Origin of the sequence: Elizabethkingia argenteiflava (genome assembly GCF_009904105.1) — a bacterium.
GTDB lineage: Bacteria > Bacteroidota > Bacteroidia > Flavobacteriales > Weeksellaceae > Elizabethkingia > Elizabethkingia argenteiflava.
Genome location: NZ_JAAABJ010000418.1, coordinates 1 through 16,920, shown reverse-complemented (window position 1 = coordinate 16,920; position 16,920 = coordinate 1). Strand labels below are relative to the sequence as shown.

The 16,920-nt window shown below is 35.4% G+C and carries 10 protein-coding genes and 2 pseudogenes; 9 read left to right on the top strand and 3 right to left on the bottom strand.

The window, feature by feature from the left end; genetic code table 11:
- The first annotated feature begins 213 nt into the window (after positions 1-213).
- A complete protein-coding gene (locus GNY06_RS04935) occupies positions 214-495 on the top strand; it encodes an NUDIX domain-containing protein (protein WP_166519056.1) in 282 nt (93 codons plus the stop codon).
- Positions 496-665: 170 nt separating this feature from the next.
- Here GNY06_RS04935 and GNY06_RS04930 read toward each other — a convergent pair whose 3' ends face one another.
- Together GNY06_RS04930 and GNY06_RS04925 are read right to left on the bottom strand one after the other, a co-directional pair.
- Entirely contained in the window at positions 666-1,448 is a 783-nt protein-coding gene (locus GNY06_RS04930) for a hypothetical protein (protein ID WP_166519055.1), read from the bottom strand.
- Positions 1,449-1,644: 196 nt separating this feature from the next.
- Entirely contained in the window at positions 1,645-3,843 is a 2,199-nt protein-coding gene (locus GNY06_RS04925) for a glutamine synthetase III family protein (RefSeq protein ID WP_166519054.1), read from the bottom strand.
- A 436-nt stretch (positions 3,844-4,279) separates the two neighbouring features.
- Here GNY06_RS04925 and GNY06_RS15135 point away from each other — a divergent pair.
- The 8 genes and pseudogenes from GNY06_RS15135 (at position 4,280) to GNY06_RS14550 (ending at position 15,834) form a co-directional block, all read left to right on the top strand.
- Positions 4,280-4,953: pseudogene (locus GNY06_RS15135) on the top strand (copper homeostasis protein CutC).
- Between the two features lie 463 nt (positions 4,954-5,416).
- On the top strand, positions 5,417-6,325 hold the full coding sequence (locus tag GNY06_RS04915; RefSeq protein ID WP_166519053.1) for an AEC family transporter: 909 nt from the start codon (positions 5,417-5,419) through the stop codon (positions 6,323-6,325).
- A 211-nt stretch (positions 6,326-6,536) separates the two neighbouring features.
- Complete coding sequence (locus GNY06_RS04910; protein ID WP_166519052.1) at positions 6,537-8,672, top strand: S9 family peptidase; 2,136 nt, start codon at positions 6,537-6,539, stop codon at positions 8,670-8,672.
- Positions 8,673-9,337: 665 nt separating this feature from the next.
- Complete coding sequence (locus tag GNY06_RS04905) at positions 9,338-11,005, top strand: peptide MFS transporter (RefSeq protein WP_166519051.1); 1,668 nt, start codon at positions 9,338-9,340, stop codon at positions 11,003-11,005.
- 239 nt (positions 11,006-11,244) lie between these two features.
- Positions 11,245-12,921, top strand: coding sequence for a peptide MFS transporter (locus tag GNY06_RS04900; RefSeq protein WP_166519057.1), 1,677 nt, complete (start codon positions 11,245-11,247; stop codon positions 12,919-12,921).
- 114 nt (positions 12,922-13,035) lie between these two features.
- Positions 13,036-14,550, top strand: a complete 1,515-nt coding sequence (locus GNY06_RS04895) for a peptide MFS transporter (protein WP_166519050.1) — start codon at positions 13,036-13,038, stop codon at positions 14,548-14,550.
- A 40-nt stretch (positions 14,551-14,590) separates the two neighbouring features.
- On the top strand, positions 14,591-15,124 hold the full coding sequence (locus GNY06_RS04890) for a thioredoxin family protein (RefSeq protein WP_166519049.1): 534 nt from the start codon (positions 14,591-14,593) through the stop codon (positions 15,122-15,124).
- A gap of 575 nt (positions 15,125-15,699) precedes the next feature.
- Positions 15,700-15,834 (top strand): hypothetical protein, encoded by a 135-nt coding sequence (locus GNY06_RS14550; protein WP_262885032.1) that lies wholly within the window; start codon positions 15,700-15,702, stop codon positions 15,832-15,834.
- Between the two features lie 258 nt (positions 15,835-16,092).
- Here GNY06_RS14550 and GNY06_RS04885 read toward each other — a convergent pair.
- Positions 16,093-16,920, bottom strand: a pseudogene (locus GNY06_RS04885) (hypothetical protein); the annotation flags it as partial.

Genomic DNA, 16,920 nt, shown 5'->3' with positions numbered 1-16,920 from the left:
TGATTTAAAAAATTCATTTTACTTTCAATTGTTATCAGTATCTCTAATATTTTTCATAATTTGCGGTAAAGCTGTTCATATTTAATCGTTTGTTAGACTATTAAATTTAGGTATTTAGCTAATAATATGCAGCTTCCTTTTTTTTATCCTAAATGAACCGCGGGTTTAAATAAGTCTTTATCTATATAAATTTTAGTACTTTAGAGCATATCATTGAGTAAAGCATTTTTTATGTGTGATAAGGCCATGAATCCTATTAAATACCCGATTTCTATAAAAGGAGTTGTAGTCGTAAATAATCAATTGGTACTCCTCAAAAATGAAAGAGAGGAATGGGGAACTCCCAGGGGGAGAATAGAGCCCGGAGAATCTCCAGAAGACTGTTTAATTAGAGAAATTAAAGAGGAGCTAAATATTACTTGTGAGATTGATCACCTTGTCGATGTGTGGATGTATAATATAATAGGGACTTTAGATGTTTTTATTGTTACTTAATTTTGTAAGCCTATTGATGGAGATCGGCATAAAATTAAAATAAGCGATGAGCACCGAGAAATTGTTTTTTTTTGAACCTTCTCATTTAGAGGGAATCAGTATGCCTGAAGGATATAAAAGTTCAATCAAAAAGTGTTTAAATCGTTTTTTTTAGCGGGGAGAAAAGAACGTTATTTAATATAAAGCAGCTGGCTATATAAATTTTCAATGTGCATAATTCTGCTAAAAGGGCTTTTAATACTTGATAGAGGCTTGTTATAATCAATATAGCTGTAACGAGAAGCCAGATTATTCATGTTGGATACCAAGACCAGCCAGCATTCATCGACCTCTTTTTTATAAATCCTAAATTTCTTGTTTTTTTTGTAGATGATCTCCGCTATTTTTTCCGATTTAAGTTCATCAAAAAGGGAGATATTAAAGTCTAAAACAAGAAAAACACCTTTATCGTAGGGTGTTTTTCGCATTTTTTGTATGTATTTTGTTTTTTTACGCTTTATAATATAGCTGATAATTTCTTGTTCCACTATTTGAGGGTTCTTATTAAAATCCACATCATTTTCCTGTAGACTCATATAATATATACCAGAATAATTGCCAAAACCTTCTTCTAATCGCTTTTCTACATTACGGAAAATTTTGCTTATCTGGGTTTCCTTCTTTTTCAATTCAAAATGGTTAATAATCTCTGAGACCTCCAATCCTATTTTTTTGTTTTTGTACTTAATAATAAAATCAGGACTTTCACAAATGAGGTTTTCAATCTCTATTTCAGGAAAGTGCTGAAAGAGAGAAGCGATGAGAGAGAGCTCTAGCTTTTTTTTATATTCTTCCCTTTCGGAAAGGTGGGACTCTTCTATCCTCTGGAACCAAATATTGAGATTGTTTTTATTAATCTTCTGGCTGTTGATACATAATTCCAGACTTTTTTGTAAATCATGAAATGAAATCATAGTTTATTGTATTTCAGATTCGATGCCTTATAAAGTTAAGTTTTTTTTCATATATAGCTTTAAATCTAATCATTAAGATAAAATTAATATTGTAGAAAGGCGGGTAGATTCTTCTGAAGGGAGCGATTGGTTTACATATTAAAAATGCTTGCCCTAGAGCAAGCATTTTTAATATGTAAAGTGATGGAAACTTTTTTTAACGGGTGAATAAGAGTTCTCTATACTTGGTAAGAGGCCAGAGTTCATCGTCTACCATCATTTCTAAGGCATCCGAAGCTTCTCTGATCACCTCGAATAGCGGTTTTACCTTATAGCAATAATCATCTGCTTGCAGAGATTTATCAGAAATATTTTTCGCTTTTTCTTTTGCCGCTAACAATTGGTCTACCCCTACTTTAATTGCTGCAACATTCTTTGAAATCTGAGAAATAAGACTGATCTGTTCTGCCGCCGTGTCTTTATATTCCTGCTCTCCGAAAATTTCTTTTAAACCTTTTACATTTTCAATGAGCCTGTTCTGATATTTTAGGGCTGCGGGTATAATATGATTGCGTGCGATATCCGCTAATACTCTAGCTTCGATATCAATTACCGTAGAATATTTTTCTAATTTAATTTCATTTCTGGCTGCAAATTCCCTTTGAGAAAAAATGGATAATTCTTCGAAAAGATCGGTATATTTTTTATTTAATTCATTTTTTAAAGCCTCAGGAGTTGTTTTTAGGTTGTTAAGCCCTCTTTTTTGGGCTTCTTCTTCCCACTCTTGCGAATAGCCATCACCTTCAAAAAGAATATTTTTAAGTTGCTTGATGTACTCTCTCAAAATATTAAAGATGGCTTCATCTTTTTTCAATCCCTTTCCGATTAAAGCGTCTACTTCCTGTTTGAAGATTTTTAATTGTTTTGCTGTAATAGCATTCATCACTGTCATTGGTTCTCCACAGTTGGCAGAAGATCCTACAGCGCGGATTTCAAATTTATTTCCGGTAAAAGCGAAGGGAGAGGTTCTGTTTCTATCCGTATTATCTAAAAGAATTTCAGGGATCTTACCTACCACATTTAGTTTTAATACAGTCTTCTCCTCTGGAGACAACTTTCCATCGGTTACTTTTTCCAACTCTTCTAAAACGGTAAAGAGTTGACTCCCAATAAATGCTGAAATAATAGCGGGGGGAGCTTCATTAGCACCTAATCTGTGGTCGTTACTAGCAGAGGCTATACTGGCTCTTAATAAATCAGAGTAATCATGTACCGCTTTTAAGGTATTGACAAAGAAAGTTAAGAATTGTAAATTTTTCTTAGGATTTTTTCCTGGGCTTAAGAGATTTTCTCCAGTGTCTGTAGCCAAGCTCCAGTTGTTATGCTTTCCACTTCCGTTAACGCCTGCAAAAGGTTTCTCATGGAACAGAATATGAAAGTGGTGTTTGTGGGCAATTCGTCCCATAACATCCATCAGTAAGGAATTGTGATCTACGGCAACATTCACCTCTTCAAACATAGGTGCTAGTTCAAACTGATTGGGTGCTACCTCGTTATGTCGGGTTGTGACAGGAATGCCAAGCTTCATACACTCTATTTCCAGAGCCTTCATAAAATTCATAACTCGGGTGGGGATAGAGCCAAAATAGTGATCTTCCAATTGCTGTCCTTTTGCTGGGGCATGGCCTAAGAGGGTTTTACCTGTGAGTACTAGGTCCGGTCGCGAAATATATAAGGCAGAGTCTACTAAAAAATACTCTTGTTCCCAACCTAAAGTTGGTGTAACTTTGGTTACATTCTTATCGAAATAGGCTTTACAAACCTCAGTGGCAGCTTCGTCCACAGCATTTAAGGCTCTTAATAAAGGGGCTTTATAATCAAGGGTTTCTCCCGTGTAGGAGATGAAGATGGAAGGTATACAAAGGGTGGTATCAATAATAAATGCAGGAGAGGAGGGGTCCCATGCGGTGTATCCTCTTGCTTCAAATGTATTTCTAATCCCTCCATTGGGAAAAGAAGAAGCATCGGGTTCCTGTTGGATTAGCATGCCTCCGCTGAAGCGTTCAATACCTCTGTCTCCTTCGATAGGTGTGAAAAAGGAATCATGTTTTTCGGCCGTGGAACCTGTTAAGGGTTGAAACCAGTGGGTGTAATGGGTAACGCCTTTGGACATAGCCCAGTCTTTCATTGCGACAGCTACTTGATCAGCAATATGACGCTGTATCTTCGTGCCTTTTTTAATGGCATCCATAATAGAGGAGAAGGCTTCTTTAGTAAGATACTCTCTCATCGTTGATTCTGAAAATACATTGGAACAGAACAGCTCTGAAAGTTTTACAGGAATCTCTACAAAATTATCTTTTCTGTAATTTCTGAAAGGCAGTTCGGATAAAGCTTTAAATCTTAATGTTGACATGATTGTTGATTTGTGGTGTAAAAATATAGATTATTTTTGAAAAAAAAGTAATATACCCCTAATAAAATATGGGGTAATGTCTAATTAAATTTATTTTTACTTACGCATGATTGTTTTTTTTATAGGGGTATTTATGAATATTTAGTTTTATAAGCTGTTTTTTAGGTTTGTAAAAAAAACAGATATTTATGTGGAGTGAATCGGCACAAGAGTAGAATTTTGTTGAGTTTTGAAAACAAAATGTTCTATATTTCTATTTCTAGGTCACGGGCTTCATCTGTATTTTTTCTTTTTATATATTTTGGAAAATTTGTTTTATCTTTCCTTTTTTTAAGAGATGCTTGTATGTGTAGAATGCCCATTTTACAGAGCTTAACGGTATTCCGAATACAGGGTTTCATCATATACAGACTCTTTAAGCCATAGAAAATCAATTATGACTACATTGGAAATTGCATGTTTTAATGAACCATCAGCTCGGATAGCAGCTTATGGAGGAGTTGATAGAATAGAACTTTGTGAAAATTATGCTGAGGGAGGTTTAACACCCCAAGCCGAGACTTTGCGGCGACTCAAAACCCATGTTAGAATTCCCATCTTTGTGATGATTAGACCACGAGGGGGTAATTTTCAGTATACAAAGTGTGAATTTAAAGAGATGCAAACACAATTGTTGGATTTAAAAAGCTTAGGAGCTGATGGATTTGTTTTCGGAATATTGTCTTCTGAAGGAAAAGTGGATATAGAAAAGAATAAAGTCCTGGTTCAGCTGGCGGGTGGCCGCTCTGTACATTTCATCCTGGATTTGATAAGGTATACGACCAAGGTAAAGCTTTAGAAGCCGTAATTGAGTGTGGGTTTTCTCATTTGTTGACATCAGGGGGCGCTCCTTCTGCTTTGGAAGGTTTGGAAAAACTTAGATACATGCAGACCGAAATAGGTGAGAAACTCAATATCCTTGTAGGAGGTGGGGTAAGATCTTCCAATGTGGGGAGGTTAAAAAAGTATTTTAGAGCGATACATTCAGCTTGTATTACCGACGGTACAGAATATATAGATGCAGAAGAACTAAAAGCGCTCAAGACATTAATTACGAATCCAGTCTTATGAATATGCTTGACTCTAGATATAAGGTCCGGGATAGAAGAATGGGCCTTTTATAAACATGGATAGAGCGGTGAGCAGATCCATACGATATAGAGACTTATTAGTATAGGTTAAATTCATTCTTTAAAAGCTTGCTTTATAGGAGTGCTAAAGTGGAGATGTCTAACTATTCATTCGATTTTTATTGGGTGCTTCCTCTGTCGTCAGCTAAAAACAGGTTGGTGGTATATTTTATTACGGCTGCAAAATGATTACTATCGGCGGTTTTATGATAAAAAAGTATAATATCTAAGGGGCTATATCCGAAAAATTATAAGTTTGCTAGGCTTTCTCTCCTATTAGGCTTAAACTTAAAGCTATATTAAAAATCAACGATGGAGGAAAAAGAATAATCTTATTAAAAAAAATCCCAATTTAAGTTCCAGTATATTCAATTGAATTACCTTTGTTAGTCTAAAAATTTCAGATGATTAATTCAGTGCTCATTGTTGTGTGTATTGTATCAGGTATGGTTTTTAAAACCACCAAAACTATTCATCCTGATGCTCATAAAGGTATTAATACTTGGATACTCTACATTGCTTTGCCAGCGGTTTCTTTTAAATATCTTCCTAAAGTTGAATGGTCTCGGGAGATGCTATTTCCTATGCTCTCCACTGTTTTTATCGCGTTGGGTAGTTGGCTGTTTATGTTGGGGTATTGCAAATACAAATCGTATTCGGAGCGTTCTAGGAGTACATTAGAATTGACAAGCGGTTATAGTAATACCTCTTTTCTTGGATTTCCTATCATCAGTGCTCTTTATGGAGAGCATTTGTTAAGTATAGCCATTATATGTGATCAAACCATGTTTCTGGTTTTGTCTACCTTAGGTATTATCGCTGCCTTAAGGGGAGGAAGTCAATCGGGAAATCTAAAGGCGGGTTTTATATTGAAACGCCTTTTCTCTTTTCCTCCTTTCTTAGGCTGTATAGCGGCCTTGTTAATGGCGCAATTTTTTAACTTAGACTTTGCAGAGCCTTTTTTTGATAAGCTAGCTGCTACGGTAGCTCCATTAGCATTATTTTCAGTTGGATTACAGCTTAAATTTAATGGGTGGCGTAAGCTCATCCCCCAGATATCGACTTCTATGTTTTACAAGTTATTACTAGCCCCTGCCATGGTATTGGGTTTAGCCTTGTTTTTTGGAATTAAAGGTGAAGTGGCTAAAGTGAGTATTTTAGAGGCTGCTATGCCTACTCTCATTTCTTCAAGTATTGTAGTAGAGCAATTTAAACTCAATACCAAGTTAACCAACTTAATCATTGGTATGAGTATTATGGTAGGGCTTTTTACGGTATTGTTGTGGTTTGTAGCCATAGAATACTTTTTTTAGTTTTAGAGGTCGTCTAAAAGTTGATTATGTTGACCAGGCTTTTCATGATCGCGTTCAATAGAATGTTTAGTGTGGGGATTATTTGGTACAATAGTTTGATTTTCAGTTCATAACTCTAAATTAAAAATAAGAATATTTAGGATTAATGGCTTCTATATTTATTAAAAAGGCTATATTTACGCTAGTTTAGCCAAAAAAATCAGTTAATAATATGAAAAAAATGATTTTCAATTTATCTATTATTTTGGGGTTTTTCTTTCAGGAATCCTTAGCGCAGGAAATTACTTTAGATAAAATCTATTCTGGATATTACTTTCCCCAAGAAATTACTGACATCAATTTCTTAAAAGATGGAGAAAATTATACGATCATAGAACCCGGAGGTATAGCCCGTTATTCGTCTAAAAACATGCATAGAATAGATTATATGGTGGAGGGAAATTTTGAGGATTATACTTTTTCTGAGGATGAGTCTAAAGTATTGTTGCAAAAACGTAAGGAGGAAATATATCGGCGTTCCTTCCATGGTATCTTCGATATTAAAGATTTAAAATCGGGCAAAATTTTGCCGGTTAATCAAGGAAAATGGGTGCAGGAACCTAAGTTTTCTCCCGATGGAAGCAAGTTAGCCTTTATTGTAGATAATGATTTATTTTACCAGGATTTAAATGATGGAAGTATTGTACAAATCACAAGAGATGGAAAGCAAAATGAAATAATCAATGGCTTAGCCGATTGGGTATATGAAGAAGAATTTGGGCATGCCGACTATTATGAATGGAATAAAGCCGGAGATGCTATTGTTTTTGTGAAATTTGATGAGCGTAAGGTGCCCCAAGTAAACATTCCCATTTATAATGATAATTTGTATCCCCAGATGTTCAGCTATAAGTATCCAAAGGCAGGGGAAGAAAATTCAATAGTTACAGCCCATCTATACCAACTGCCTTCCAGATCTTTAGTAAAGATCAATTTAGCTGATTTTGAAAACTACTATATTCCCAATTTATATCAGACGAATGCCAAAGATGAAATCGTATTTGCCACCTCTAACAGGCATCAGAATAAAATAGATCTTGTAAAAGTTAATACTAAAAATGCACAGGTAAAGAAGCTTTTTACCGAAAAAGATGCCGCTTGGGTAGATACCAATAATCTACAGGTGGGATTTTTAGAGGATAATTCTTTTCTTTGGGCTTCTGAACGGGATGGAAAAAGACATTTATATTGGTATGATGCCAATGGGAAATTAAAAAAACAGGTATCCAAAGGGGATTGGGAAATTGTAGATTATTATGGTTATAATCCCAAAACTAAGGATGTTTATATTCAAACCACAGAAACCGGCAGTATTAATAAGGTGTTGACTAAGCTTAATATTGTTACGGGTAAAAAGCAACTTTTGTCCGAACCCCAAGGAAGTAGTAGTGCTAGTTTTAGCAAAACATTTAATCATTTTATTAGTACTTATTCCACAGCCAATCAGCCTCCTAAATACCTGTTAAATGAGGTAAAGGGGAGTGTTGTAAAAGAGCTGAACAATAATGATGAAATTCTCAGCAGATTAAAACACGATCATTTTATCAATAAAGAATTTTTAAGCATACCCAATGCCGTGGGTGATCAGATGAATGCTTGGATGATAAAACCCCATAATTTTAATCCTGCTAAAAAATATCCTGTATTTATGTATCAGTATTCAGGGCCTGGTTCGCAATCTGTATCCAATTCTTGGGATCCTATAAATGGAATGTGGTTTGAGATGCTGGCACAGAAAGGTTATATTGTCGTTTGTGTAGATGGACGGGGAACCGGATTTAGAGGGAGTCAATATAAAAAAGTTACCTATAAAAATTTAGGTAAATATGAAATCGAAGACCAGATATATGCAGCTAAGTGGTTAGGTGAGCAACCCTATGTTGATGCTGCTAGAATTGGGATTTTTGGATGGAGTTTTGGGGGATATATGGCTGCCTTAGCCATGACAAAAGGTGCAGATACTTTTAAAATGGGGATTGCTGTTGCTCCAGTTACCAACTGGCGATTTTACGATAGCATCTATACAGAGCGATTTTTACGTACCCCCCAAGAGAATGTGCAGGGTTATGATCTAAATTCCCCTACTACTTTTGCCTCATTACTAAAGGGGAAGTTGTTACTTATTCACGGTACTGCCGATGATAATGTGCACTTTCAAAATTCTATGGTTTTTTCAGAAGCTTTGATTCAGTACAAAAAGGATTTCGACTTTATGGCTTATCCCGATAAAAACCATTCCATTTATGGAGGAAACACCCGTTTACAACTGTATGAAAAAATGACAGCCTTTATCTTAAAAAACCTTTAGTAAAATTTATGTACGCTAATAGATTAATGGTATCACCATGTGGAGCTATATGAAGATTTTGGGCACGAATATTCAATTAAAAGTTATATAAAATTAAGATTACATTGAAATATACGTGGAAAAGTAGGATTAGTGCATTCCTTACCTAAGAAAGATTCCTTATAAGAATTGCACCGAGTGAATAGTGAAGTTCTTGCCTAAAAATAGAAATCTTAAAAAAAGGATAAGTATCTTCTTTTTTTAGCATGATGTACAAACTTATGTAAGTTTAAAAAGGAAGGAGAACAACAGGCTTGTAAATCATTTATAAAGGAACGGATATTCTATAAGAATCATACTTTAAATTAATTGCATACATATTTTACGAATATTTGTAAAATTATCTAATTTTTGGATATTTTTATAAATTGGGGATTATGGATGAATTGATTTAGTTTTCCGGCCTATCTTCGGAGCGAAGAAGATTGTAGCAGAAAGCTTTCAAAGAATAAAGTGACTGACACAGCGTTTTTTGTTCAAATGTGCTAAAACCAACATGCAGCTGATGTTTAACTGAATAAATCAATATTTCTAGGAAAATAAAATGGGTCTATAGAATATCAGATGTTATTCACGATTTAAGGATCCATAGTTCTCTTTCTATAAATTTCTAAATCTAATAATATATGAAGAGTAAACACCCAAAGGGCTTATTTTATTTATTTTTTACCGAAATGTGGGAGCGTTTTGGTTATTATCTTATTCTTGGGATTTTTATTCTCTATATGATAGATCCCTCTGGTCCCAAAGGAGGGCTTAGCTTGTCGGATAAAATGGCAGATGATATTTTTGGTACTTATATCGCATTGACTTATTTAACACCTTTTATCGGAGGTTTTTTAGCCGATCGTGTCTTAGGTTATTTCAAATCCATTTATCTGGGTGGTGTTTTAATGGCAATCGGATATATAGGATTAGGATGCTTTAAAGAATTGCCATGGTTTTACCTTTCTTTAGGACTCATCATAGTAGGAAATGGTTTCTTTAAACCTACAATCTCTACTGTGCTGGGCAACCTCTACCAGGAGGAACCCTATAAAAACAATAAAGATTCGGGTTACAATATCTTCTATATGGGGATTAATATAGGGGCATTTATTTGTAATATAATTGCGGCTTTTATGCGGAATAAATTTGGTTGGGAAGAAGCATTTATTACTGCTGGAATGGGAATGCTTTTAGGTCTGGTCATTTTTACTCTAGGTCGCAGACATATCCTTAGAGCCACCCAAATAAAGCCTGCTGAAAAAGGAGATGCTAAAATATCTGATGTTCTGATAAAAGTGTTTTTACCTGCAGTAATCGCTGGGGGGATAGGCTGGGGTATTCCTGGAAATATATTGGGAAGTAATACTACCGATGCTTTTGCTTTTGCATGTATACCGATTATTTATTTTTATATTTCACTTTACCTAAAAGCTAAACAGGAGGAAAAAAGACCTATAGCTGCTTTATTTTTGGTATTTATAATCTGTATGTTCTTTTGGGCCATCTTTAAGCAAAACGGAACTGCTTTAACCCGGTGGGCCAATTATTATACGGATAGGAGAGTGCCTGTATCTTTGGAGAAAACTTTAGGTAAAATTTATCTGGTAGAAACTGCGGATTACAAAGATAAAGAAGTAACGGTTTATGATGAGCAATTTAGAGTGCGTAAAGATATACATGGGAAGGCTTTGAGAGAACGCGGAAAAGAAGTTTATTTTAAAAATATTACCTCCGATCAGAAAGAAGAATTAGAAGCATTGGATACAGGGCCTAATAAAAAAATATACCTTTACAATACCGAATTATTCCAATCGATTAATCCTTTTTGGGTAATTGTACTCACGCCGTTTCTGGTAGGTCTATGGGCTTATCTCCGAAGAAAAGGCAGAGAACCCTCCACACCTGCCAAAATAGTACTGGGGTTATTCATTACAGCCCTATCATGTTTGGTTATGTTATGCGCGGCTTATATGGCAAACAATGGTGCCGTTAAAGTTTCTCCATGGTGGTTGGTCGCTTGCTATGGAGTTATAACCATAGGGGAGCTATGCCTTTCGCCTATGGGACTTTCCTTAGTGTCTAAACTCTCACCACCCCGATTTACTGCATTGATGATGGGCGGGTTTTTCTTAGCCAATTCAATAGGAAATAAACTTTCGGGTGTTTTGGCCAGCACGTGGTATAATTATGAGTATAAACCATATTATTTTTTAGTCAACTTTTCTTTGCTCATCTTTGCTTTTTTAATAGGTGTGTGGCTGCTTAAATTTTTAAATAAAGTGATGAGAGAGCAGGGCCTGAACTAATGTTAAATCTCAAAACCTATCCATTCAGCTATTTATTTTAATAATACCAGATGAAGTGGATATGTTGATGAGGTTGGTCCCAAAATATAAACTCAGAAGGCAGAAAAATTTATGTTTTCTAATAAAATCAACAGAGAAGATAGTCCATTGAATTTTAATGATTATCCTCTTGGAATTATATAAAAAAACTATATTTGCCATCTTAACAAAAAGTTAATATAAAAAGAATTAAGGATATGATGAATACAACTAAATCTCACTCGAGACATCCAAAGGGGTTGTGGGTATTGTTTGGTACCGAGATGTGGGAGCGTTTTAACTTCTACGGTATGCGTGCATTGCTGACGCTATTTATGATTCATTCACTGGGAATTATAGAGTCACAAACTTCTCTTATTTATGGGGGCTTTTTAGCCTTGTGCTATCTGACCCCTATGTTGGGAGGACTTATTGCAGACAGGTACCTCGGCAATCGAAATTGTATCATCATCGGGGGGTTTTTAATGGGAATAGGGCAATTGGTAATGTTTGTCAGTGCTTCTTTATTTGGACATCAACTAGACCTCGCTAAAAACCTTCTCTGGATCGCTTTGGGAATTATTATATTGGGGAACGGTTTTTTCAAACCTAATATTTCTTCCATGGTGGGGAGTCTTTATCCGAAGCAGGAAAAAAATAAGTTGGATTCAGCTTTTACCATTTTCTATATGGGCATTAATCTTGGTTCATTTTTAGGCATGTTAATCTGTCCGCTGTTAGGTGATATTAAAAGTGTAGAGGGGGTGCGGGATATTCATGCTTTCCGATGGGGCTTCTTAGCAGCAGCTATTGCTATGTTCCTGGGGATAATTTTATTCTTTTTACTTAAAAATAAATATGTTACAACACCAGAGGGTAGAGTGATTGGAGGACTCCCTAAGCACAATACCTCAGAAGATTTTGAGGAAGGAGAAGCCCAATCTGCTAAATTTTCTTCTAAAGCCATAGCTATTGCCATAGCTGGATTTATAATTTTGGGTTGGGTATTTTATAAACTTGTCGGACAAAATCTAGTATACTCTTTGGTATATGCTGCGGGCATTACCCTTGCCAGTCTTATTATTTCAGATTCATCCATTACCAAAGTAGAGAGGGATCGTATTTTAGTGATTTACGTTGTCTCCTTTTTTGTGATTTTCTTTTGGGCTGCATTTGAGCAAGCGGGATCTTCTCTTACTTTTATCGCTGATAATCAAACAGATCGTAGCTTTCTAGGATGGGAAATGCCCCCTTCCATGGTGCAGATCTTTAATGGGCTGTTCATTGTGGTACTGGCTGTACCTTTTAGCTTATTGTGGGATAAATTAAGAAGGTCGGGCAAAGAGCCTGCATCTCCTTTTAAGCAAGCCATGGGCTTATTAATCATCGCATTGAGTTATTTTGTAATCGCTCATAATGTAGAGCATTTGGGAAATAGTGGATTATTAGCCATTAAATGGTTAATTTTGCTTTATTTGTTGCATACTTGTGGAGAGCTTTGTTTATCTCCTATAGGATTGTCATTGGTGGGTAAACTGGCTCCTAAAAGATTTGCTTCCTTATTATATGGGGTGTTTTTTATTTCAAGCGCTACCGGTTATGCTTTAGCGGGGACTTTAGGTTCTATTATGCCGGCTACTGGAGATAAATTTAAAAAAGCGCAACAGCTGGGCATTAATCTTCAGGATGTTTTGGATAAAAAAATAAAGCTTACGGGCGAACAGGCAGAGCTATTGGTAAAAAATAATATTCCATTGGCCTATCATAAATTTGCAGGATTTGAAATTCATAATCTATATGAATTCTTTATGGTATTTGTGGTATTGTGCGGGGTCGCTGGTATCCTTTTGGCTATTATATCTCCCAAGCTAAAAAAAATGATGCATGGGATCAATTGATTTTGCAACCCGTCAAATAAAAACTAAAACTTCCAAACTATTGGGAGTTTTTTTGTAATTTAGGCAGATTATTTTGGATAATTTAACAGATATTAATTTTACGTAGAATTTTTAATGAGTTTAAGATTAGAGCAAATTCAGAATTTTAAAGGGAGATATCCATTTCAGATATGGGGCCTTTTCTTTTCTGAAATGTGGGAGCGTTTTTGCTTCTATGGAATGAGAGGAATGTTGGTTTTCTTTATGATTCACCAGCTTGATTTTACAGAACAACAGGCAAATCTTCAATATGCGGCTACTCAGGCCTTTGTATATGCATTTACTTTTGTAGGAGGACTTTTTGCGGATAAAATTTTAGGATTTCGAAAGTCTTTATTTTGGGGTGGTTTATTAATGATTGTAGGCAGTATCTTTTTAGCCTTAGATCCGCATAAATTTTTCTTTTTTGGATTGGCCTTTATTATAATAGGTACAGGTTTTTTTAAGCCCAATATATCGACCATGATCGGGGACTTATATAAAGAAGGCGATCAGCGTCGGGATGCAGGTTTCTCTCTTTTTTATGCAGGAATTAATCTAGGTGCGTTTTTGGGAGGGTATATTTGTGTAGCGATAGGCAAGGGATATATGTTTTCTTCCCTTATAGAGGAGGCTTATCGTTGGAATGTTGCTTTTGGTCTAGCAGCTGTGGGGATGGTGATAAGTCTTATTAACTTTTCTTTTACCCAACGCAAGCTGGGGCCTATCGGTTTACATCCTGGCCATCCTCAGGCCATAATAAAAGTGAAACCTTTTCCTAAATGGGCAGAATATCTGGTATATGGGCTGACCTTATTATTCGTTCCTTTAATCCAGATTATGGTATCTAAAACCCAGTATACCGATTATTTTATGTGGAGCATAGGTCCCCTCACTCTGGTTTATCTTTTTTATGAAATCAGCAAACTTTCTTCTTCAGAAAGAAAAAAGTTATGGGCAGCTTTAATATTTATTGTTTTTTCTATCTTTTTTTGGGGGATTTATGAGCAGAGCGGAGGATCACTTAGTATTTTTGCGGCTAAAAATCTTAATGATTCTTTGGTCGGTATGCGGGTGGACCCTAATGGTGTTAATAATTCTGCCGGAGCATTTTTTATTATTTTACTAGCCCCCTTATTAGGTTTGTTATGGCTTTGGCTTGGAAAACGTAAACGAGAACCTAATACTGTGATAAAATTTGGATTAGGGTTTATTTTTCTAGGTTTAGGTTACTATGCTCTTTTTGCTACCCGTTTTTTCTCTCAAAATGGGATCTCATCTCTAAATATTTTTACCTTAGCGTTATTGGTTATTACTTTTGGAGAGTTGTGTTTATCTCCCATCGGTCTATCCATTATGACCAAACTGTCACCTGCCAAATTACAAGGTATTATGATGGGAATTTGGTTTTTAGCGGCTTCTTATGGGCAATATTTAGCAGGTCTTATCGGTGAGGATATGGCTAAGGTGAAAGAGACTTCCCGACCTGTAGAATCTCTGTTGGTGTATACTGAAGGTTATAAAACATTGGGTTTATATGCATTAATTGCAGGGGCGGTACTCATTATAATATCACCTCTTATCAGAAAATTAATGCAAGAAGTTCGTTAGATACTTACTGCTATCAATATAAAATATTAATATAACAAAGATGAAAAAAATCCTGTTATTTCTCTGTTTTTTAAGTATATATGTTGGATATGCTCAGGTTAAATGGATGAGTATGAGTGAGGTCACTCAAGCTATGAAGAAAAAACCAAAGAAGATATTGATCGACTTTTATGCCGATTGGTGCGAGCCTTGCAAGATGATGGATCAACAAACCTATTCACATCCTTTTATTTATAAGTTTATCAATGAAAATTTTTATTCGGTAAAATTTAATGCAGAGGGTAACGATAAGTTTTTCTTTGGAGGGCGAAATTTTAGCAATTCTCATTATAGGGAAACAGAAGGAAGAGGATTCCAGCATGAGTTTACTCGATTTATGAACATTTATTCTTATCCTTCTACAGTTTTTATGGACGAAAATTATTTGCCCATTACCAATCTTATGGGATTCTTTACCCCAAGAGAAATGGAACCGTATTTAAGCCTGATTGCATCAGAAGCCTATAAAACTATTAAAACCCGTGACCAATGGGATCGGTTTCAGTCTAAATTTAAGTCCAAAATAAAAGATTAAAATAACTTTAAACTTAGATCTTTAAGCAGGGGTTTCCTACAACTTGTTTAAAAAGCGGAAAATAGGTTTTTTATTTCTATTAGGAGTATAAGATCAGAAAAGCAAATGCATTATATCAGGTCTATAACAGAACGCAGATATGATTTTGTTTTTAAAATAAAGTGCTATATGTAAAATGATATTCAGAATCGATTTTTATAGCCAGCTCGGGGTAAAATACTGTATATTTATTTTAAGAAAGTGCTTCATTCCATTTGCATGTCTTTTTTCATATCCCGAAAAAAGATAAATTTAGTTTAAAAAAGGCTTGTGAAAGATTATGAGCTTCAAGAGGGATAATCCCCTCCCAATACACCCTGGAAGTATCTAAAAATATTGATTTGTTATTTCGAACATACTGCCACTGTCTATAGCCTGAAAAGAACAAAGACCGACAATAGAGGTAGAGTCAATACCAGACTTGCTAATTTGTCAATTTAAAACGTTGGAGGTTTCCTGATTTGAAGGCATATAAATGCTGATGTTTTTTTGATGGGCTAATCCAAGAGTTACTTTTATCACTTCCCAAAAAGGCAGTGATTGTAATGGATGATGTCCGTTTCCATAAACAGTATATCGTAAAAATTCATAGAGGAGAAGAGGGCATAGTATCTTATATTGACCATGCTATGGATCCAGATCTAAATTCTGTAGAAAACAACGGGGTGTAGACCAAGAGTATTAGAAAAAAATCAGGGGGCAGCCCTCATGAGTTTTCAAAAATTTATAACATCTCAAATTATAATCAGTTAGCTATAAAGTAGGGATTACTGAAAAAGTAGAAATTAGAGATATTTATCATACTGCTTATCTTAGCTTATGGTGTTGTAATATGAGGAGTTAGTTGTTTTAATTTTTCTGTATAAATATCTTAAAATACCCCCTCAGCTTGAAAAGCAGGGGGTATACAATATATTGATAATCTTTTTTTAAGGTCGGCACTGTACAATTCTCCTTCCTCTTACCCATCCGCTCATATAAGTTACCCCCAATACATGTTGGCTTAATCTAGCGATGTTATCTTGCCCTGAGGAATTCCATCTAATATTATTAAAGGTATTATTATTAAACAATGCTAGAGGATATAGAGGTCCGCCAGAGGTTTTACTTCCATAGAGAGACACCTTACCTTCTTTACTAACCACTACTCTTACAATAGGATTATTTGCATTTCCACGCATTTGGTAAATAGGTTGTATGTTACCGATGCCCCATATTTGCCCATCAGCAAAGCGAATATTTAATGGAGGTGCATTTCGTGATCCGTATTCAAACTGTAGTTCCTGTGTGGTAATGGGAATATTATTAATTCTTAGAGTAAAGGAATTATCTAATGTAAAAACGTCAAAAATGAGACCATCATCTGTTGCAGGTATCGAAAAACTCGCTTCTCTCCCATTTTCAATAGAATAATTAACAGGCTTTATATCTTCTTTACAAGGGCCAAATCTAATCTTAAGATTATACCTTACCCCTGGGGTAATCTTTAGGTTGTTCAATCCTTTATTTTGACGAACTTGCTCATCCACCTGAATTTCCTTTGTAATGAACTGTCCTGTATTGGTAGCTGCTGTTATAATCTGGGTAGGTGTGCTGGTGACTACGTCCCGATTTAATGTGGGGAAAGTTACTGCGGCGCCGTCCGGATTTGTCTCGTTATAAGTAATCACATTATCAGCAAAGCTGATGTTAGCAGATTTACTGCTAGGCTTAATGGAAGGTAGATTAATCGCCTTAAAAGTGCCCACTTGTCTTGC